Source organism: Ferruginibacter sp. (assembly GCF_028288465.1).
GTDB lineage: Bacteria > Bacteroidota > Bacteroidia > Chitinophagales > Chitinophagaceae > Ferruginibacter.
Genome location: NZ_JAQBNR010000038.1, coordinates 21,042 through 40,290 on the forward strand (window position 1 = coordinate 21,042; position 19,249 = coordinate 40,290).

Below are 19,249 nucleotides of genomic sequence, written 5' to 3' on the forward strand. Positions count from 1 at the left end.
TTTTATGGAAAAGATTATCGAAGGAAAAACAATCAGTGTAAATGAAGAAGGGTATCTCACCAACTTCACCCAATGGGATAAAAATATTGGAGAAGCCATCTCTAAAGAAGTCAATATTACGCTGACACCCCGTCACTGGCAAGTGATCAGTTACCTGCAGGATGAATTTAAAAAGGAATCTCCGCTTAGCATTCGCAAAATTGGTAAAAGCGGCGTGGTAGACATCAAGGAATTTTACGCCTTGTTTCCCAATGCTCCTCTAAAAACGGCCACTAAAATTGCCGGTATACCCAAGCCTGCCAGTTGCATTTAATTATAAACTGATAAAAAAGTTACCATGAATGAATTTAATGGCGAGATAAAAAAGATGATGATCATTTTGAGTAAGGCCACACTGGAAAATGTATACGCCGCATTTGTACTGGCCAATGGCGCGAGAATGGAAGGCATAGAAGCAGAGATGTTCTTCACCTTCTTTGGACTGGAAGCAGTACATAAAAAGAAACTGGAACACCTGCATGTGGCTACCGTTGGTAACCCTGCCATGCACATGCCAACCATGCTGGGCGGCCTGCCCGGAATGGAAGCGCTTGCTACCAACATGATGAAAAAAGAAATGGAAAAAGTTGATATGCCCGATGTACATGAATTTTTGGAGATCCTGAAAGCTTCCGGTGTAAAATTGTGGGCCTGTAAACTGGCTATGGAAATGTTCCATTACAAAAAAGAAGACATGATTGATGACCTGGATGGTGTAATTACCGTTGGCGATTTCTATAAACAAGGTAGTGGCTTTGGTACACACATGCTTTTCGTTTAAAATCAAAAGGCCCTGATTTACCGTTGCTAAGCAGTAGATTTTACCTTCCTGTTAAAAACGATAGCAGGCCGCTGTATCCACAGGCTGTAGTATAACATCCGCCCCGTGCGGATGTTTTGCATTTGTAACCTTTGTTACCAAATGGCCTGTTATCCCTTCGTAATATTGCATTGTCAGAGCAACATGCATAAAAAATTAGTATGAAAAAATTAAGCTTACAAAGCTGGAACATTTTCCGCGTATTGCGGCTGGTAGCCGGTATTGCCATATTGGTTCAGGCCATTATTGCCAGGGACATTCTTTTTGGAATAGCGGGCCTTTGGTTTACGGCAATGCCTCTGTTCAATATAGGGTGCTGCGCCACAGGAAACTGCTATACGCGTACAAAAAAAATTACCGAACCTGAAAAAGAAATCAGCTATGAAGAAGTGGTGTAGCAATAATTTGCTTTATATCATCGGTGCGGCAATTGGTGCCGTTGGTGGATTTATGTACTGGAAATTCGTAGGCTGTTCTTCAGGAACCTGCCCTATTACTTCCAAACCGCTCAACAGCACATTGTATGGCGCGATGATGGGCGCATTGCTGTTAAGTCTTTTTAAAAAATCTGAGCCAGTTGGGAGAAAATAATTGCCGTTGACATAGTCAATTGTCAATATTCAAAAGTCAACAACATCATAAAAATAAAAATCAATACCATGGAAATTTTATCGAACACTTACGGTAGCGGCGCAACAGCCGATTTAAAAACAATGATCGAAGAAGGCGCCTTTTTAGCTGACGTACGAACACCTGCAGAATTTGCAGAAGGCCATGTAAAGGGTTCCGTTAATGTTCCGCTTGACAGGATTGCAGCTGAACTGGCAACATTTCAACACAAAAAAAATATCATCGTATTTTGCCGCAGCGGCGCAAGAAGCAGCCAGGCCAAAGCCATTCTAAATCAACACGGTTTCAACAATGTAATCAACGGTGGTACCTGGGATTATATTAACCAGTTTGTATAGCAGGTTTTCAAACAATAGTTCGCGAAAGTATTCAGGACAACGGATTGGCAGAAGAATATAATATGCTTCAGGCCATTAATCCAAAAAAAATCCGGGCTAAAGCCCGGATTTTTTTGTTCGAACGATTATCCAGCCCTGAATGACAGGGCCGATTTATTTAACTGTTGAAATTCCCACTGAAGGCTTTTATCATCATTTGTCCAACCTGAAAACAGGGTAAGTCAATTTCATAATAGAAGGAAGGGGCATTGGGACTGTATAGACCTAATAATAGCAACTGGCGATAGTATATACGCAACCAACACAGGTCGTAATAAGAAAGATAATAAACCGCCGACTGTTTATTTTACCAAGTCAACTGTTGTTTTAAATCTTGGCTCACATCAGTAACTTTTTGCGCCAACCGTACAACTATATCTTAACATACTGCCGTTTGAAGCCTATATCGGTTGAATGATTGCCCTGCCGTTGGAGGCAAGGCAATTCACTTCGCTATCAGAGCTCGACCAAACAATCAGCAACATTTTTTTTCCTTCACTCCCAGTTTATCCAGGATGATTTCCAACGGGCAAAACCTGGTAAACGACGATTGCAGCAAGTTAACACCTACAAACACGGATAACCAAATCCAGCGCATGTCAACATAATGAGCCAGCAAAATACTGATCAGTACAAAACTGCCTGCTACGGCTCTTACAATTCTTTCTTTCATTTTTTTTCTTTTAATGAGATGAGTCTTCTACCGGCAATACAAATACCCTGATCGGGAAGTCGCCCGGATGTTGGTTGTTGAAATCCTTTACCAGTTGCAAACCTTTCTGTGCCCGTTCATCTTCGGTAAACGAGAATATAATAATAGAATCAAAGCGTGCTTCGCCCATGCCAAACCAGCTATCCATCAGACTATGGGCCGATCCATCTTTAAATCCAACGGTATCTGTGGCGCTGTACACGCTGATGCCTGCGCTTTTAAAGATGGCAGCTACCTGATCGCTGTATTCCTTTAAGGATGTTACCATTAATAGTTTCATTTGTATTAGTTTTATTTGGTTGTACGCCGCATCATTTTATAGTATAGCAGCGGAACTACCAGCAAGGTTAAAAAGGTTGATGTAATCGTTCCGCCAATCAGGGAAATTGCAAGCCCCTGGAATATAGGATCAGATAATATAATCACGGCTCCCAGTGCCACTGCACCTGCTGTCAATAAAATAGGAGTTGTTCTTACCGCGCCAGCTTCTATAATGGCCTGTTTTAATGGAATACCTTCGCGGATACGAATGTTGATGAAGTCGATCAGCAAAATGGAATTGCGCACCATCACCCCTGCGAGTGCAATAAACCCAATCATCGAAGTTGCGGTGAAATAAGCCCCCAATGCCCAATGCCCGAGCAATATACCAATCAATGAAAGCGGTATAGCGGCCAGCATTACCAGTGGCACGGTAAAGTTTTGGAACCATCCTACAATCAACATATAGATGATCAGGATAACGGCGGCAAAGGCAATACCTAAATCACGAAACACTTCATAAGTAATCTGCCATTCACCATCCCATTTCACCGTGTATTCATCCTGGCTGTCTGGTTGTTTGGTATACTCTTCGTTGATTTTACTATATCCTGCAGGCAGTTTTATATTTTTAAGGCTGTCGCTCATTTTTGAAATAGCATAAAAAGGACTTTCCAGTTTGCCGGCCATATCTGCCAAAACGTACACTACTTCTTTTTGATTTTTGCGATAGATGCTTTTGTCTTTGGTGACAGACTGAACGGTTACCAGATCTCTCAATGGCACCATGTTGCCCTGCATGCCTTTTACCTGCAGGTCGAGCACCTGGCTGATATTGCTTTTGTCGGCATCCTTCAATTGTAACCTGATAGGCACCTGGTTGTAAGCAGCAGGCAGATTGAGATTACCGGCATCCATACCCGACATGGCAGCCCTGATAGTTGCGGCAATCTGTGCCGTTGCAACTCCATTGCGCATAGCCTTCTCTTTATCCGCTGAAATACGGTACTCACGTTCATCATCCTCCACCATCCAGTCGGCATCAACTACATCAGCCGTATTAATTAACAACTGTTTTACCTGTTTTGCAATCGTCTGCTGCTGCCCGTAGTCTGGCCCATATACTTCCGCAACCAGGGTTGACAATACCGGCGGACCTGGTGGTACTTCCACTAGTTTAACATTGGCGTTATACTTAGCGGCAATTTGCTGCAAGGGGCCACGCATTTCTTTTGCTATATCGTGACTTTGTTTGCTGCGTTCGCCTTTATCAACCAGGTTAACCTGGATATCTGCCACATTGTTTCCCCGGCGCAAATCGTAGTGACGCACCAGCCCGTTAAAACTAATGGGGCCGGCAGTACCAATGTATTGCTGGTAATTTTTCACCAGTGGCTGTACCGCTACGTAACTCGCCAGGTCTGCTGCCACGGCCTGTGTCTTTTCCAGCGTGGTTCCTTCCGGCATATCTATCACTACCTGGAACTCGTTTTTATTATCAAAGGGTAACATTTTAACCGCTACTGATTTGGTATAGAATAACAGCATCGAGCCAAGCAACACCACAATGGTGCTTAAAATAAATGCCCAGCGTTTCCATCTTGTCTCCAGCATCGGGTGAATAAAAGATTTGTAGATCTTATAAATCCTGCTTCTCTCCATTTCATGTTCACTATGCGCTGCATGTTTGGCACCGTGTTGTTCTTTTTCTCTAAGAAAAATATAGCCGAGATAAGGCGTTAACGTTAACGCTACAATCAGCGACAACATCATTGCAATAGATGCGCCGATCGGCATCGGGCTCATGTAGGGCCCCATCAGACCGGATACAAACGCCATGGGCAGTACCGCTGCTATTACAGTAAAAGTCGCCAGTATGGTGGGGTTACCTACTTCATTGATGGCATAAATAGCCGCCTGCAACGGTGGCAGTTTGCGCATTTTAAAATGCCGGTGCATATTTTCTGCAATGATAATAGAATCATCGACAACAATACCCGTTATAAATACCAGTGCAAACAGCGTAATCCTGTTCAGAGTATAATTCATAAAGTAATAGGCAAACAATGTAAGCGCAAAGGTTACCGGTACAGAAAGAAATACTACAAGTCCGCCCCGCCAACCCATGGCCAGCATTACAAACAACGTAACTACTACAATGGCGATGAAAAGATGCAGTAATAACTCCGACACTTTATGAGAAGCGGATTCACCGTAATTTCTTGTTTCCGAAACATGCACATCCGGAGGTATCAAATCTTTCTTCAGGTTTACTACCTTCGCAGATAATATGGTAGCCAGTTTCATTGCATCCGCTCCTTTTTTCTTACCAACAGAGATGGTTACCGCAGGATAAGAAGCAGCAAATTTTTTGTACCCGCTATCTGCTTTGCCATAACCATACAATACGTATTGAGAAGGTGTTGAAGGAGCTTCTTCTACCGTAGCCACCTGTTTTAAATACACGGGCTGGTTGGCCTTCATGCCCACGACCAGGTTTGCTACATCTTCCGCGGTATTTAAAAAGTCGCCGGTTTGTATCGTGAAGGCGGAGTCTTTTTGCAGTAATTCTCCGGCATCCATTTGCACATTGCCCGCCTGTATGATCTTGCTGATGCTGAGCAGATCGACACCATTCAGTCCCATCAAAGATTTATTCAGCACTACTTTTACTTCCCTGCTTCTGCCACCGGTAAGCGTTACTTCTGCCACATCCGGCACCTTTTTTATTTCATTGGCCAGCTCCTGGCTGATTAATTTTAAGCGATAATCGTCATAGTGCTCGCCCCATAATGTAAAGGCCAGCACCGGTACATCGTCAATTGACCTGGTTTTAATCAGTGGCATGGTAACACCCTGCGGCATCACATCCATGTGCTTCATTAATTCAGTGTATAATTTTACGAGCGAACGCTCTACATCTTCTCCCACATAAAACTGTACAATCAGCATGGCCTGGCCGTTCATGGAAGTTGAGTACACATATTCCACACCCTTAATGTTGGAAATAATTTTCTCCATCGGCGCAGCCAGTTTTGTTTCTACTTCTTTAGGTGATGCACCGGGATAACCAATAAATACATCGGCCATCGGAACCTGTATCTGTGGCTCTTCTTCTCTTGGTATTAAAAATGTACTATAGCCACCAATCACCAAAAAGGCAATCATTAAAAGTATGGTGAGCTTCGACTGTAAAAATGCTTTTGCTATATTGCCTGATAATCCTTTTTCCATGTTGGTTATTTTATTTTTACCGGTACGCCGTTATATAATTTGCCTTCGGCCGATACAATAAAGGGTTCGTTTTTTGCCAGGCCCGACAATACTTCTACCTGGTCGCCAGATACGGGGCCTAAGCGCAACCAGCGCAGTAAAGCGGTATTTTGTGAACTAACCGTATATACGCCGGTTAACTGATCCCTGTTGATGAGTGCTTTAACCGGGATCATCACATTGGCTGAATCACTTGCTTTGGCGCCGGCGTTACTTTTGGCTGCCAGCTGTAGGTGTACATACATGCCCGCATACAATTGCTTGCTATCTGCTGAAGGCACGGCTATTTTAACGATGTATTGTCCGCCGGTAAATTGTGATGATGGGTTTACCTGGGTTACTTTTCCTGTTATCTTTTTATTGGCTGATTCAATAGTCATCGTGGCGTCATCACCTGTTTTAACGGATGCAATCTGGCTTTCCGGTATCGATGCACTTACCTGTAAACCGCCCTCCTGCTCAATGGTCAATACCGGCATCCCGGGTGTGGCCATGCTGCCTGCTTCTGCCAATTTTTGTGTAACGGTACCTGAAAAAGGCGCCACTACCGTAGTATAGGCAAGCTGAGACGTTACCTCGCTGCGCATGGCACGGGCGGCGGCTACGTTTGCTTTAGCCGACTGGTATTGCAGCGTCATACCATCCAGTTCTTTTGCAGAAGCGCTTTGTTGTTTAAATAACGCAGTGTACCGGTCGTAGTCTTTTTGCGCACTTTGCAGGGCCGCCTCTGCTTGTGTAATCATAGCATCTGTCTGCGCTTTTTTTGCCTGCACATCGCTGCTGTTAACACTAAACAATACCTGGCCGGCTCTTACTTTGTCTCCTGCCTTTACCTGTATGGAAGTGATATAGCCCATTACCCTGGTACTGATATTGGCCGAACGGATCGCTTCTACCTGGCCGCTGGCTTCAATCATACCCGCTGCTGCCGTGCCACCCGCGTTGCTTATCTGCACTACTACCGGCGCTTCCTGTTGAATGAGCTGCTTTGTTTCGTTACCGGAACACGCCGCCAGCGATACAGAAAATAATACAGCTCCCGTTTTAAACTGCTTTGAAAATAACATACGATCTTTTTTTATAGTGAATATCATTTTGTGATGGTTAAAAAATGTAAATAACTGATGGCTGATTTTTTCATAAATACGGCCTGGGCATAGCCCATTTTCTGCTGCGATAACTGCGTTTGTGCCTGTAACACATCGGTGGTATTAATTAATCCCTGTGTATACCTGTTCTGCACAATGCGCAGTGCTTCGGAGGCTGATTCCACGGCAAGCGATTGTTGTGTAACGCGGTAAATATTATCTGCTATCTGGCGGTTGACCTTGCGGATTTCCGTGGCCGTTTGCTCCATATTATCCTGCAACTGTTGCTGCAGTTTATTTTTCTCCAGCATCTGCGTAGCCATTTTATTTTTAGCCTGATTGCCTTTAAAAATATCCCACGAAAGCTGCAGCCCTGCCATGTAGGCATTGGCACCAAAGCCAAATAATTTTTTATCGTTAAACTGGTAATTGGCAAAGCCATTGATCTTTGGCAACATGGACATTTTGGTGCTTTTTATAGAGAGATCATACGCATCCACCGCGGTTTTCATGGCTTTAAAATCCGCCCTGTCAACAGGCGCTGAATCAGTTACTGCAACTACGGTATCCATGGCAACGGGTACTGTTTTATACACCAGTCCTTTGGGTGCATTCATCAATAATCCAAGCTGGTCGGATAGGGTAACAATCTGGGACTTCGCTTCTGCCAAACCCGTTTCAGCTGCTTTAACCTGTACGGCCACATTTAATACATCTGATTTCTGTAACAATCCCTGCTGGTAACGGTCATTGGTAAACCTATAGATATCTTTTACTGTTTTTAATGCCTCTTCCAGTACGCCCACTACTTCATAACTAAATTCCAGTTGCAGGTAAGCATTGGTCACCTGCAATTCGACGGCTTCTGCGGTTCGTTGCGTGGTAAAGGCATATACGGCTGTTTGCTCTGCGGCAGCCTTACGCATGTAGGCCTGGTCTGGGTTATACAAAGGCTGTTGCACACTTAGTTGCGTAAGCACATTGCCGGTTGCACCAGGTTTGTTAAGTATTGCGGGATTAAAATCTGCCTGCTGCACCTTAGCTTGTTGCAGCTTAAAACCAAAAGCGCTCAGCGGCTGGTTGGTGGTAAAACCGGTATAGGACAAATTTACCTGCGGCAGAAAGATAGCGTCCGTTTGTTTAAACTGCGACTGTGCTATTTGCTCATCTTTTTTGGCAAGTCCTATTTGCCTGTTTTGTTCCATGGCCATTTTTACTGCGTCGGTCAACATCAATTGGCGCACGCTGTCCTGTGCCCGCGCCGTGAAGGAGCATATCGCAAAAAAAATGACGGCGCTTATTTTAAATTGCACCGTTACCCAATATTGATTTATCATGCTAATAATTTGTAACGGCAAAACTATCTCCGCTACCGCCATTGTACGGTAACATTTGTAACACTTTGTTTTGTAACCTTTGTTACAAAATGATCCTGATACCAATCTTAGATTGCGCATCATTTATCGTTGATGAATTGTCCATTAAAAAAATGGTACTGTAAAAACATGGATTTACACTTATCTTTAAATCATCGTTTAGCCATGTTTGATAAAAACATTTCGGCGAAAATCATCAAACAACAATCTGCACACCATTTAAATTTAAACCACACATGTACAAAAAAACGATCGCCCTTTTTATCATTGCCATCAGCCTTTGTATTTACAGCACCGCACAGGTTAAACACCATGTAATCATTCAACTCACCAGCAACGACACGGCCGTATGGCATGGCTTAATGAATAACATTAAACATTTGCACGAAACCTGGGGTAACACTGTACAGATAGAAGTGGTGGCGCATGGCCCCGGAATAGAGATGCTGATGAAAGGCAAAACAACACAGCAACAGGGAATAACAACCCTTAAAAATACCGGGATAGTATTTGACGCCTGTATGAATACCATGAAGGCAAAAAATTTAACCAAAGACGATATTATTGCTGATGCGGGCTTTGTGCCCTCGGGCGTGGTGGAAGTGGTAACAAAACAGGAAGAGGGCTGGAGTTATTTAAAAACCGGATTTTAGATTTACTGAACGGTATTGGCATTTTACTTTTAAACTACTGTATGAACTTAGATAATTTACAGCATGTGTTTGAGCCAAAGCTGGTAACAGAAATGCAACAGTTTGGCACCTGGCAAAGTTTTAAAGAGGGTGATCTGATAATGGATTACGGCAAGTATATCCGTATGATGCCCGTGATATTAAAGGGCACCGTTAAAGTGCTCCGTATGGATGAGAACGGCAATGAAATTTTACTCTATTATTTATCCAGCAACGAAAGTTGTTCGATGGCCTACAGTTGTTGTGTGGAAGCAAAAAAAAGTGAAGTAAGGGCCATTGCAGAAGATGATGTGGAACTGATTGCCATCCCTCATGTAAAATTAGATGACTGGCTTTGCCAATATACGTCCTGGCGAAATTATATTATGCGGGGTTTTAATGAACGTTTTATTGAATTGCTAAAATCAATTGAAAGCATTGCGTTTCATAAACTGGACGACCGGCTGGTGGCTTATTTAAAAGACAAGCAGCGCCTCACCGGATCCAGTGTAATCAAGGCTTCGCATTATTTAATCGCGGATGAGCTGGCTACTTCACGAGTAGTTATATCCCGTTTGTTGAAGCAACTGGAAAACAGTAAGAAAATTATTTTGTACAGGAATGAGATAAAGTTGTTGCCGGCTTTTGGGTGAGGCTGCATCAAGGCAAATTGGGTTGTGATATTTTAAGTACATAAATTAATTACAGCAAACTACGGAGCGGTTACCTGTTGCCATGAAAATTTAATGTACAAGAGTGCGACGCCAATGAAGCCGATAGCAGTACTTTAGCCGGGTTCATAATCATTTATTCTTTTACTAAACGCTGCTCCAGTTCTTCCAGCGATACGCCTTTTGTTTCGGGTACTTTAGTCAACACCCAAACCAGTTGGAGTGCCATCATGAATGCAAAGAAGGCAAAGATGGGCCAGGGGTTGTCTTTGAAAATCCCATTGTCCTTGTCCAAAAATAAAGGCGTAATTAATGTGATGATAGCCGCAAAAACCCAGTGTACACTGGCCCCGAACGATTGTCCGCTTGCCCGTACTTTGTTGGGAAATATTTCAGAAATGAAAACCCAGATTACAGCGCCCTGCCCTACTGCGTGCGATGCGATAAACAACAATAAAAACGACAACAGGAAACCTGCACCAGCACCTGCATAAAAGGCCCATGCCACCAACGACAGGCTGATGATATAACCGAAGGAACCAATCAGCAGTAAGGTTTTTCTGCCGACACGGTCAATTAAATATAAACCAACAAACGTAAACAGCAGGTTCACCGCACCGATTGAAATGGAATTGAACAAAGAATCTTTTGCCGCCAGCCCTGCCCTTTCAAGGATCTCCGGGGCATAATATAAAATAAAATTGATGCCAGACCACTGGTTGAAAAATGCTACCATAAATGCCAGCCATATTACGACTGAATATTTTGAACTGAAAAACTGAGAAGAGATACCCGACTTTGTTTCATGCAGGTCAGCGGCCTGGATGGCAGCCATTGCTTCATCCACGTTGCTGATACCAAGGCGCAACATCACATTTTTTGCTGCAGGTAAATCTTTTTTTATAGAGAGCAGCCAGCGGGGACTTTCAGGAATACGAAAAACCATTACCGTGTAAATCAATGCAGGTACAGCCATGATGCCCAGCATCCAGCGCCAGTCGTTGGCGCCGCCCATGCCTTTAAAAAAATAATTGGATAAGAAGGCGATCAATATACCAAACTCGATATTAAACTTGTAGATTGCCCCCTATCGTCCTCTTGTTTTTGGTGTAGAGATTTCTGAAATATCCGTTGTTGCGGCAACGGATGAAATGCCAATGCCCAGTCCGCCAATGAATCGGAAAAAAGAAAACATATAAGGGCCCTGTGCCAACGCAGAGCCAATAGCAGACACACTAAACAAAATACCAATCCATAACAATACTTTTTTTCTGCCATACAATTGGGTGGGAATGCCGCCAAACACAGAGCCAACAACGGTGCCCCATAAAGCCATCGACATAATAAAGAAACCATGAAACCAGGGAGAAGTGTGCCAGAGCTCTTTAATAGGCAGGTTGGCACCAGAAATTACGACGGTGTCAAACCCAAAAATAAAACCGGCAAGTGCCGCAATTAAAGAAATAACAAAAAGATTGTAGCCGCCTTTTACCGGCTGGCCGTTAGTAGTATCGATGGCTTGCATTTTTTTATGGTTAAATTAAGCAATGGTTTATTTGTTGAAGTTGATGAAAAATTTTACATTTTCCGTATTTTATTTTTTGAGAGATAAGTGATGGCTGCAGTTACGACTGCTGGAGTGGTGCTGCTATTTTTGCAGTCATATTTATTGTGACAACAGTATTGATTTGTAAAAAGAGATGAATAAATCTGGCACTGCCTTCGAACAACTTATATCTTATCACTTACAATTTATAACTCCCCTAACATATTCTCGGTAACTGTTCTCCCGGCAGCATGCTCACCACACGACTACCGCCGATACTGCTTTTTAAAATGACTTGTTTTGGATGCTGATCAGTTATTTCTCCGATTGTAGTTGCATTTGCTCCGAAAGGTAATTGCTTTAATGCTGTTACAAAATCATCCGCAACATCAACTGCTACTATAGCTATAAAAATGCCCTCATTGGCCACATACAGCGGGTCAAGGCCTAAAATTTCACAGGCGCTGCTTACACCTTCGTCTACCGGTAATTTATTTTGCAGGATGTTTACCCCGGTATTGCTATCCTTTGCGATTTCGTTCAACACAGTTGCAACGCCACCCCTTGTCGGATCTCTTAAAAAATGTATTTGTTGGCCGAACTGGTCAAGCAACGCAATTACGGTATGATTGAGGTTGGCCGTATCACTGATGATATCACTTTCAAATTCAAGTCCCTGGCGCAAGCTCATAATGGCCACACCATGCGAAGCAATATTGCCGCTGATAATTATTTTATCGCCCGGTTTAATATTGCTGACATGGATGCTGGCTTCAGGATGTAAAAAACCGATGCCATTGGTATTGATAAAAATGCCATCCCCTTTTCCTTTCTCTACCACCTTTGTATCACCGGTAACAATATGCACATTGGCATCGCTGGCGGCCTGTTGAATGCTGTTGAGAATTTTCCAGAAATCTATCATGGGCAATCCTTCTTCAATGATAAAGGAAAGGGATAAATATTTTGCTGCCGCACCACACATGGCTAAATCATTGACTGTTCCGTTAATGGCCAGCTCGCCGATATTTCCACCCGGAAAAAAAATGGGGGATACCACATAACTGTCCGCTGAAAAAGCAATTTTCCCATTCGCTTCAAACACTGCTCCATCGTGCTTTTCATCCAGCAGGGGGTTGGCCAGTAAAGCAAATACACCGCTGTTTAATAACTGGTGTGTTAATATACCACCGCTGCCATGTCCGAGTGTGATTACATCAAAATCAAATTTGGGCATCGGGCATTGCAATTCCATTTTTATCTTTTTTTCGGACACTATTTTGGGTTATAAGTTGTAAGTTATAAGTTATTACTGTGGCCATTCAGCAAACAACATACCTTCTACGATCGTCTCTGAATAGCCCTGAGCTGAGAATCATTGTTCAGCATACTCCGCTTGTGAAAAATGGAAGTAGGCGGCGCAGGCTCCTTCGCTGCTTACCATCGGTGCGCCCAGCGGATGCAATGGGTTACACTTTTTGCCGAACTGCGGGCACTGATGTGGCTTTTTAATTCCCCGCAATATATCGCCGGCAATACATTCCTTACTTTCTGTTGCCGCCTCAATCTGAACGTTGAATTTTTTATTGGCATCATACGCCGCAAACTCTTTGCGCAATTCATACCCGCTGAGCGATATCTCACCAATGCCCCGCCACTCCCGGTTGCTCACTTCAAATACATCGGCTATTATTTTCCTTGCGGAAGGATTACCATTTTCCGGTACCACCCTTGCATATTGATTTTCTAATTTTGCAACCCCATTTTCCAGTTGCTTTACCAGCATTAAAATACCCTGCAATAAATCCACCGGCTCAAAGCCGGTGACTACCATAGGCAAAGTATATTTTTCTACCAAAGGATAATATTCTTCCAGTCCCATAATGGCACATACATGCCCTGCGGCTAAAAATCCCTGCACTACATTGTCTTCATCGCTGATGATGGCCTCCATAGCAGGCGGTACCAATACATGCGATGTGAGTATGGAATAGTTAGTAATCCCCGCTCTTTGTGCATGAAGTACCGACAATGCATTAGCAGGCGCCGTGGTTTCAAATCCCACTGCAAAAAAAACGACTTCTTTGTCAGGATTTTGTTCTGCAATTTTAACAGCTTCCAGGGGGGAGTACAAGATGCGGACATCGGCGCCATTGGCTTTTGCTTCCAGCAAACTCTGTTTGCTTCCGGGTACCCGTATCATATCACCAAAAGAACAGAGGATCACTTTTTTTTCCTCCGCCAGGTACACCGCTTTGTCAATCAGGTTCAATGGTGTTACGCACACCGGGCAGCCGGGGCCATGCACCATTTGTATGTTTTCAGGCAACAAGGTTAACAAACCGTTCTTCACCAGGCTGTGTGTTTGCCCGCCACAAATTTCCATAATGGTCCATTTCTTTGTGAGGATCTTTTTAATTTCGGCCAGGTATTGTTCCGCTACCCCGGCGTCCCTGTATTCTTCTAAATATTTCATGGCGTGTTATTATGAGTTGTTCGTGTTATAAGTTGTCGAAGCGAAATAAAGTAATGCGGGCTCTGAATTGCATGTAAAAAGATTCGTAGTTAGTTGCTTCTGTCTACCTGCGTGTGCTCAATCAGTTCATCAATTTCGCCGTTCTCTTTCAGGTATTACCTCTTTTACAATAGCTCCAAATACAACTTTGGCCATACGCACAGTATCGTTATATTGTAATTCTATGGCCTTAATTTTTGGAATTGCTAAGCACATAGTTGAAGTGTTATCAGTTTAAAAATATTTTTTTAACTGCATTTTATTGTTAAGGAAGTTGATTGTTGTCTATGTTGTTTTCATAATACACCAGCTGTCCAAAGGAAATATTCTCATCATTTGGTGAGAGGTTTTTATGAAAAAATAACTGGTAATCATTAGCGAGACTAATCTTGCACAAATCTACCAACACTGCATTTTGAAAAACGCCACCACTGCAGGCAATCTTTTTTACATCCAGGTACCCGGCGATAATGCGCACCAGGTGCACCAACGAATAATGGAATTTTGCTGCAATAAAATCAACCGTCAATCCTTTTTTTATATCCATCACGATATTGCTCATAAGTATTCCGGTTGGTATGTGGTTATAATAAGCGCCATCCATAAAATAACTCTGGTTAAAATCCCAACCGTTCTGTTCAAAATAGGATGCTGCTTTTTCTTCCAGTAACATAGCTGCCTCTCCCTCATAAGTTTGCTTGTCTGCAAGGTTAAGTAAAGAAGCCACCGCATCAAACAGGCGGCCAGCACTCGAGCAATTGAGCAGTTTATCCTGCTGTAATATTTTTTGATAGATACTCCATTCCTGTTCTGTGAATTTATTTTTCAGCAGGTCTTCTGCCACCCGCGATTCATGACATACGGCCAGTGCGGAAAGCCTCGGTTCTCTTGCCATTTTATCGCCCGCAATCACCGGAAAATAATCGAAGTAATAGCACCGCTGGATACTTTCATTATGATATTTAAAAAATTCTCCTCCCCATACCTGTCCGTCATCTCCCAATCCCACACCATCCCATATTACACCCATTACCGGCGTTTCAGTTTTGAGTAAATTATTTTCTGCCAGCACGGCCGCAAAATGTGCTTTGTGGTGTTGCACCATTACAAAAGGTAACTGTTTTTCTTCAGATAACTGCCTGGCAAAATGGTGTGAAAAATACCCGGGGTGCTTGTCTGTAATTACCACACCAGCCGATGTACTAAATAACGAAAAATAGTAATGAACCGTTTTTTCAAAACTTTGCTGCGCCTCATAAGTATCTGTATTACCCAGGTATTGACTAATGTACACATTGCCCTGTTGCGCCAGGCAAAAACTGCTTTTTAGCAAGGCTCCTGTTGACAATATCACGCTGCCTTTATTCGAGGCATAATCAAAAAAGGATGGCGCAAGTCCTCTTGAACGCCGGTGAATAATTTTCGTATTTGTCTTTTCTGTTAACTGCATAACCGAATCATCCTGTGGTATAACAATAGCACGGTTGTGCATTACAATCAAATCTGCAATGGCGGAAAATTCTTTTAATGCAATGTCATCATCAAAAACAATTGCAGCTTCGCTGATATTACCGCTCGTGGCAATAACAGGCTTTTCAAAACCAGTTAATATCAGTTCAAATAAAGGTGCATAGGGCAGCATCACACCCAGCTTTGACAATCCAGGTGCAATCTCTTCCATGCATACTCTTTGAGCAGCTTGCTGACTTGCTTTTAGCAGCACAATGGGTGCTGAGGCTGATTGAAGCAATTGCGTTCTTGCCTCATCCAAAATAAAATCTTCCGCCACCATGTTGATTGAAGGATACATCAGCGCAAATGGTTTTGAAGGACGGTGTTTTCTTTGCCGGAGTAAGGCGATGGTATTTTTATTGCCCGCATCGCACAAAAATAAATAACCACCGATGCCTTTAACCGCAACAATTTTCCCATCATCAAGGCTTTCAACCACCCGGCGAATAATATATTCCGTGGTGCTGCTCAGCTCTTTATTTTCATTATTAAATAATTTGATTCCAACACCGCAGGCTGCGCAGGAGTTGGTTTGTGAATAATATCTTCTGTCTGCAGGATTATTGTATTCCTGCTTACATACAGCACACATGCCGAAAGATTCCATGCTCGTATTGATCCTGTCGTAAGGCAGGGCTTTTATGACGGAATACCTGGGCCCGCATTGCGTACAGGTGATAAAAGGATATTGATAGCGGTAATCCGTGGCGTTGTGCAACTCATCTCTGCAATCATTGCACATTGCATAATCTGGTGTAAGCATCAAAGTTGAGGGGCCGGCGATTTTACTGTCCTGTATATGAAAGGCATCAAATTGCCGCCATGAAACCGGATACATGCTGTGTTGCTGAATAAACGACAACGGAGGTGGCGCAGCAATGACCTGATTGTAAAATTCAGCCGCTGTTGCTGAAGATCCGTTGATTTCAATGTGCACGCCATCTGAGCTGTTATTTACCCAGCCATTTAAATTCATTGCTGTTGCCAGCTGCCACACAAAGGGCCGGAAACCTACTCCCTGTACGAGCCCTGTGATATGAATATGATAAGTTTGCAACTGGTTATTTGTAAAGATGGACAATATCGTTCCTGACAGGTTTCAGCTTAGGTACAAAATTAACCGCTTTCAGCAAACTGGCGGCAACCATTTCAAATTGAAAGATGGGGCTTGAATTGCTGGCAGACAAATGCAGTAGCACATTCCTGGCAACGGATTGAAACATTTTTTTTATATTTGTGCATTGAAAAAAGCATCCGCCATACTATTTCTTAGCATTTACCTGCTCTCTACCACGGCAGCAAAGCAATTGATGAAGCTGCCGGTAATGTTTCAGCATTTCAGTGAACACCAGCAAACAAACAATCCTGTTTCCTTTGCAAGTTTTTTAGCTACACACTATTTACACAGCAGCCCGAAAGACAAAGACTACGAGAGAGACCAGCAGCTTCCATTTAAAACATCGGGTGATTGCATATCCTGTATCGCTATTGCATTTGTATCTTTTATAACACCGATAACGATTAGCAAACCAGCAGAAATCCTGGAAAAGAAAAATTATATTGTTTTAAACCAGGTCATCAGTTCAACTTACCTCGCCAGCATCTGGCAACCGCCCAAAAGCTGTTAGTTTCTTATTTTGTACTTACGCCAAAGAACATCTCTTTGCGTGATCCGGCTATTGATAAACATCATTGGCTGATGCCTTCATTTTATTAAATACGTCAATTATGCTAAATGCGATAATTGGGTTTGCCATTAAAAACAAACTCATTGTGGGGCTTTTTATGATAGCCCTGATAGGATATGGCAGCTACGAGTTTACCAGGCTGCCAATTGATGCGGTACCCGACATTACAAATAACCAGGTGCAGGTAATTACCATTGCACCTTCTTTTGGTGCAACCGATATAGAACGCCTGGTTACCTTCCCGATAGAACAGGCTAATAACAATATTTCCGGCTTAAAAGAAATCAGGAGTTTTTCCCGCTTTGGGTTATCTCTTGTTACCATTGTTTTTGATGACGCCACGGATGTGTACTGGGCCCGGCAGCAGGTAGCGGAACGACTGCAAAAAGTACAGTCGCAAATACCTGCAGGCATTGGTGTACCCGAGTTGGGACCAGTAAGTACAGGCCTTGGAGAGATCTATCAGTATGTTGTACGGCCAAAAGATGGCTATGAAAGTAAGTTTAATGAGACAGATTTACGCACCATACAGGACTGGATCGTTCGCCGCCAGTTACTTGGCGTGAAAGGCGTGGCGGAAGTGAGCAGTTTTGGCGGCAAACTAAAGCAATATTCCATTGAAGTAGATCCGAATAAATTATTATCATACAATATCACCATTACCGATGTATTTCATGCCCTTGAAAACAACAATCAAAATACTGGTGGCGCTTACATCGAGAAAGGTCCAACTGTGTTGTTTATACGCAGTGAAGGTTTGATCGGAAGCATGGATGACATAAAAAATATTTCCATCAAAAGAACCAGTGGCGGAGCGCCTTTATTTATCCGGGATGTAGCAGATATAAAAATTGGCCATGCAACCAGGTATGGCGCTATGTGTTACAATGACAAAGGCGAAGTGGCGGGTGCGGTAGTGATGATGCTGAAGGGCGCTAACAGCAGCGACGTAATTAAAAATGTAAAGGAGCGCATTGCACAGGTGCAAAAATCATTGCCCGAAGGCGTGGTAATAGAGCCCTTTCTCGACCGCACTAAAATGGTAGACAATGCCATCAGTACGGTGGAAAGAAACCTGGCGGAAGGCGCCCTGATCGTAATATTTGTACTGGTATTTTTTCTTGGTAATTTCCGGGCCGGTTTTCTGGTGGCATCGGTGATACCACTCGCCATGTTGTTTGCTGTTATTATGATGAATCTCTTTGGAGTAAGCGGCAACCTGATGAGTCTGGGCGCTTTGGATTTTGGGTTGATTGTAGACGGAGCGGTAATTATTGTGGAAGCCGTTATGCACCAGCTTACGCACAGCAAAAAATTTACCGGTATTCAAAAGCTATCGCAGCCGCAAATGGATGAAGAGGTGAACTACTCTGCCAGTAAAATGATGAACAGCGCCGTATTTGGTCAAATAATTATCCTGGTTGTTTACCTGCCCATATTCACCCTGCAGGGCATTGAAGGGAAGATGTTTAAACCCATGGCGCAAACGGTAGCTTTTGCCTTGCTTGGTGCATTTATTTTATCACTCACATATGTACCCATGATGAGTGCTTTGTTCCTGAGTAAAAAAGTAAAACATACGCCTAACTTTTCTGATAAATTAATGCTGAAGGTGGAAAGGCTTTACCAGGCCACCTTAAACAAAGTAGTGAGTTTTCCCAAAACGGTGCTGACTTCAGTAATTGCACTTTTCATCGTGTCCGTAATGGTTCTACTCTCGCTTGGCGGCGAGTTTATTCCCTCGCTGGAAGAAGGTGATTTCGCAGTAGACACGAGGGTGCTGACAGGTAGTTCTTTAAACACTACCATCACCAATACCCAACAGGCGGCGCATATATTAAAAACACAGTTTCCGGAAGTAGAAAAAGTAGTCACCAAAATTGGCAGTGGTGAGGTACCTACCGACCCGATGCCGATGGAGGCGAGTGACATGATGGTGATACTAAAACCGAAAGACAAATGGACCAGTGCTAAAACATTCAATGAACTGGCCGAAAAAATGGGCAAAGCTTTGGAAGCTGTACCCGGCGTTACGGCTGGTTTTCAGTTTCCCGTACAAATGCGTTTTAA

At 43.2% G+C, this 19,249-nt stretch carries 17 protein-coding genes and 1 pseudogene; 9 read left to right on the plus strand and 9 right to left on the minus strand.

The genetic code is table 11. The features are described from left to right. Positions 1-4: 4 nt before the first annotated feature. The 5 genes from JWR61_RS15495 to JWR61_RS15515 all read left to right on the plus strand — a co-directional run bounded on the left by JWR61_RS15495 (position 5) and on the right by JWR61_RS15515 (position 1,827). The gene (locus tag JWR61_RS15495) at positions 5-313 is read left to right on the plus strand and encodes a TusE/DsrC/DsvC family sulfur relay protein (RefSeq protein WP_290337819.1); all 309 of its coding nucleotides are present in this window, start codon (positions 5-7) and stop codon (positions 311-313) included. Positions 314-337: 24 nt separating this feature from the next. After that, on the plus strand, positions 338-820 hold the full coding sequence (locus tag JWR61_RS15500) for a DsrE/DsrF/DrsH-like family protein (RefSeq protein ID WP_301928666.1): 483 nt from the start codon (positions 338-340) through the stop codon (positions 818-820). A 200-nt stretch (positions 821-1,020) separates the two neighbouring features. Then, the gene (locus JWR61_RS15505) at positions 1,021-1,257 is read left to right on the plus strand and encodes a hypothetical protein (protein WP_301928667.1); all 237 of its coding nucleotides are present in this window, start codon (positions 1,021-1,023) and stop codon (positions 1,255-1,257) included. Further along, positions 1,241-1,450 carry a DUF6132 family protein gene (locus tag JWR61_RS15510; RefSeq protein WP_290337822.1) on the plus strand — a complete coding sequence of 70 codons (210 nt, stop codon included), beginning with the start codon at positions 1,241-1,243 and terminating at the stop codon, positions 1,448-1,450. Before JWR61_RS15505 ends, JWR61_RS15510 begins: the two co-directional genes overlap by 17 nt. Positions 1,451-1,518: 68 nt before the next feature. Beyond that, positions 1,519-1,827, plus strand: a complete 309-nt coding sequence (locus JWR61_RS15515; protein ID WP_301928668.1) for a rhodanese-like domain-containing protein — start codon at positions 1,519-1,521, stop codon at positions 1,825-1,827. A gap of 514 nt (positions 1,828-2,341) precedes the next feature. On the opposite strand, the gene JWR61_RS15520 is transcribed toward JWR61_RS15515, so the two are convergent. Genes JWR61_RS15520 through JWR61_RS15540 form a run of 5 tightly spaced genes read right to left on the minus strand, consistent with a single transcriptional unit; the run spans position 2,342 to position 8,537 of the window. Continuing rightward, complete coding sequence (locus JWR61_RS15520; RefSeq protein ID WP_290337824.1) at positions 2,342-2,539, minus strand: DUF2892 domain-containing protein; 198 nt, start codon at positions 2,537-2,539, stop codon at positions 2,342-2,344. A 10-nt stretch (positions 2,540-2,549) separates the two neighbouring features. Continuing rightward, positions 2,550-2,858: a hypothetical protein gene (locus JWR61_RS15525; RefSeq protein ID WP_301928669.1), complete on the minus strand. Its 309-nt coding sequence runs from the start codon at positions 2,856-2,858 to the stop codon at positions 2,550-2,552. 11 nt (positions 2,859-2,869) lie between these two features. Further along, the gene (locus JWR61_RS15530; RefSeq protein WP_301928670.1) at positions 2,870-6,073 is read right to left on the minus strand and encodes an efflux RND transporter permease subunit; all 3,204 of its coding nucleotides are present in this window, start codon (positions 6,071-6,073) and stop codon (positions 2,870-2,872) included. A 5-nt stretch (positions 6,074-6,078) separates the two neighbouring features. After that, positions 6,079-7,179, minus strand: coding sequence for an efflux RND transporter periplasmic adaptor subunit (locus JWR61_RS15535; RefSeq protein WP_301928671.1), 1,101 nt, complete (start codon positions 7,177-7,179; stop codon positions 6,079-6,081). Between the two features lie 23 nt (positions 7,180-7,202). Then, positions 7,203-8,537: a TolC family protein gene (locus JWR61_RS15540; RefSeq protein ID WP_301928672.1), complete on the minus strand. Its 1,335-nt coding sequence runs from the start codon at positions 8,535-8,537 to the stop codon at positions 7,203-7,205. Between the two features lie 275 nt (positions 8,538-8,812). Here JWR61_RS15540 and JWR61_RS15545 point away from each other — a divergent pair, with 275 nt between their 5' ends. Together JWR61_RS15545 and JWR61_RS15550 are read left to right on the plus strand one after the other, a co-directional pair. Further along, complete coding sequence (locus JWR61_RS15545) at positions 8,813-9,229, plus strand: DsrE family protein (RefSeq protein WP_290337829.1); 417 nt, start codon at positions 8,813-8,815, stop codon at positions 9,227-9,229. 41 nt (positions 9,230-9,270) lie between these two features. Beyond that, a complete protein-coding gene (locus tag JWR61_RS15550) occupies positions 9,271-9,900 on the plus strand; it encodes a Crp/Fnr family transcriptional regulator (protein WP_290337830.1) in 630 nt (209 codons plus the stop codon). Positions 9,901-10,054: 154 nt separating this feature from the next. On the opposite strand, the pseudogene JWR61_RS15555 reads toward JWR61_RS15550, so the two are convergent. The 4 genes and pseudogenes from JWR61_RS15555 to hypF form a co-directional block, all read right to left on the minus strand. Further along, positions 10,055-11,443: pseudogene (locus JWR61_RS15555) on the minus strand (sugar porter family MFS transporter). A 238-nt stretch (positions 11,444-11,681) separates the two neighbouring features. Then, positions 11,682-12,719 (minus strand): hydrogenase expression/formation protein HypE, encoded by a 1,038-nt coding sequence (gene hypE / locus JWR61_RS15560; protein WP_301928673.1) that lies wholly within the window; start codon positions 12,717-12,719, stop codon positions 11,682-11,684. Positions 12,720-12,839: 120 nt separating this feature from the next. Beyond that, on the minus strand, positions 12,840-13,940 hold the full coding sequence (hypD, locus tag JWR61_RS15565) for a hydrogenase formation protein HypD (protein ID WP_301928674.1): 1,101 nt from the start codon (positions 13,938-13,940) through the stop codon (positions 12,840-12,842). Between the two features lie 304 nt (positions 13,941-14,244). Then, entirely contained in the window at positions 14,245-16,572 is a 2,328-nt protein-coding gene (gene hypF, locus JWR61_RS15570) for a carbamoyltransferase HypF (RefSeq protein WP_301928675.1), read from the minus strand. Between the two features lie 160 nt (positions 16,573-16,732). Here hypF and JWR61_RS15575 point away from each other — a divergent pair, with 160 nt between their 5' ends. Together JWR61_RS15575 and JWR61_RS15580 are read left to right on the plus strand one after the other, a co-directional pair. Then, complete coding sequence (locus tag JWR61_RS15575; RefSeq protein ID WP_301928676.1) at positions 16,733-17,119, plus strand: hypothetical protein; 387 nt, start codon at positions 16,733-16,735, stop codon at positions 17,117-17,119. 100 nt (positions 17,120-17,219) lie between these two features. After that, positions 17,220-19,249, plus strand: a 2,030-nt coding sequence (locus tag JWR61_RS15580; protein WP_301928677.1) for an efflux RND transporter permease subunit, incomplete at its 3' end; no start/stop codon positions are given.

Coding starts and splice junctions, on each gene's coding strand:
- JWR61_RS15495 (WP_290337819.1), top strand. CDS start 5: ATGGAAAAGATTATCGAAGGAAAAACAATCAGTGTAAATGAAGAAGGG.
- JWR61_RS15500 (WP_301928666.1), top strand. CDS start 338: ATGAATGAATTTAATGGCGAGATAAAAAAGATGATGATCATTTTGAGT.
- JWR61_RS15505 (WP_301928667.1), top strand. CDS start 1,021: ATGAAAAAATTAAGCTTACAAAGCTGGAACATTTTCCGCGTATTGCGG.
- JWR61_RS15510 (WP_290337822.1), top strand. CDS start 1,241: ATGAAGAAGTGGTGTAGCAATAATTTGCTTTATATCATCGGTGCGGCA.
- JWR61_RS15515 (WP_301928668.1), top strand. CDS start 1,519: ATGGAAATTTTATCGAACACTTACGGTAGCGGCGCAACAGCCGATTTA.
- JWR61_RS15520 (WP_290337824.1), bottom strand. CDS start 2,539: ATGAAAGAAAGAATTGTAAGAGCCGTAGCAGGCAGTTTTGTACTGATC.
- JWR61_RS15525 (WP_301928669.1), bottom strand. CDS start 2,858: ATGAAACTATTAATGGTAACATCCTTAAAGGAATACAGCGATCAGGTA.
- JWR61_RS15530 (WP_301928670.1), bottom strand. CDS start 6,073: ATGGAAAAAGGATTATCAGGCAATATAGCAAAAGCATTTTTACAGTCG.
- JWR61_RS15535 (WP_301928671.1), bottom strand. CDS start 7,179: ATGTTATTTTCAAAGCAGTTTAAAACGGGAGCTGTATTATTTTCTGTA.
- JWR61_RS15540 (WP_301928672.1), bottom strand. CDS start 8,537: ATGATAAATCAATATTGGGTAACGGTGCAATTTAAAATAAGCGCCGTC.
- JWR61_RS15545 (WP_290337829.1), top strand. CDS start 8,813: ATGTACAAAAAAACGATCGCCCTTTTTATCATTGCCATCAGCCTTTGT.
- JWR61_RS15550 (WP_290337830.1), top strand. CDS start 9,271: ATGAACTTAGATAATTTACAGCATGTGTTTGAGCCAAAGCTGGTAACA.
- hypE (WP_301928673.1), bottom strand. CDS start 12,719: ATGGAATTGCAATGCCCGATGCCCAAATTTGATTTTGATGTAATCACA.
- hypD (WP_301928674.1), bottom strand. CDS start 13,940: ATGAAATATTTAGAAGAATACAGGGACGCCGGGGTAGCGGAACAATAC.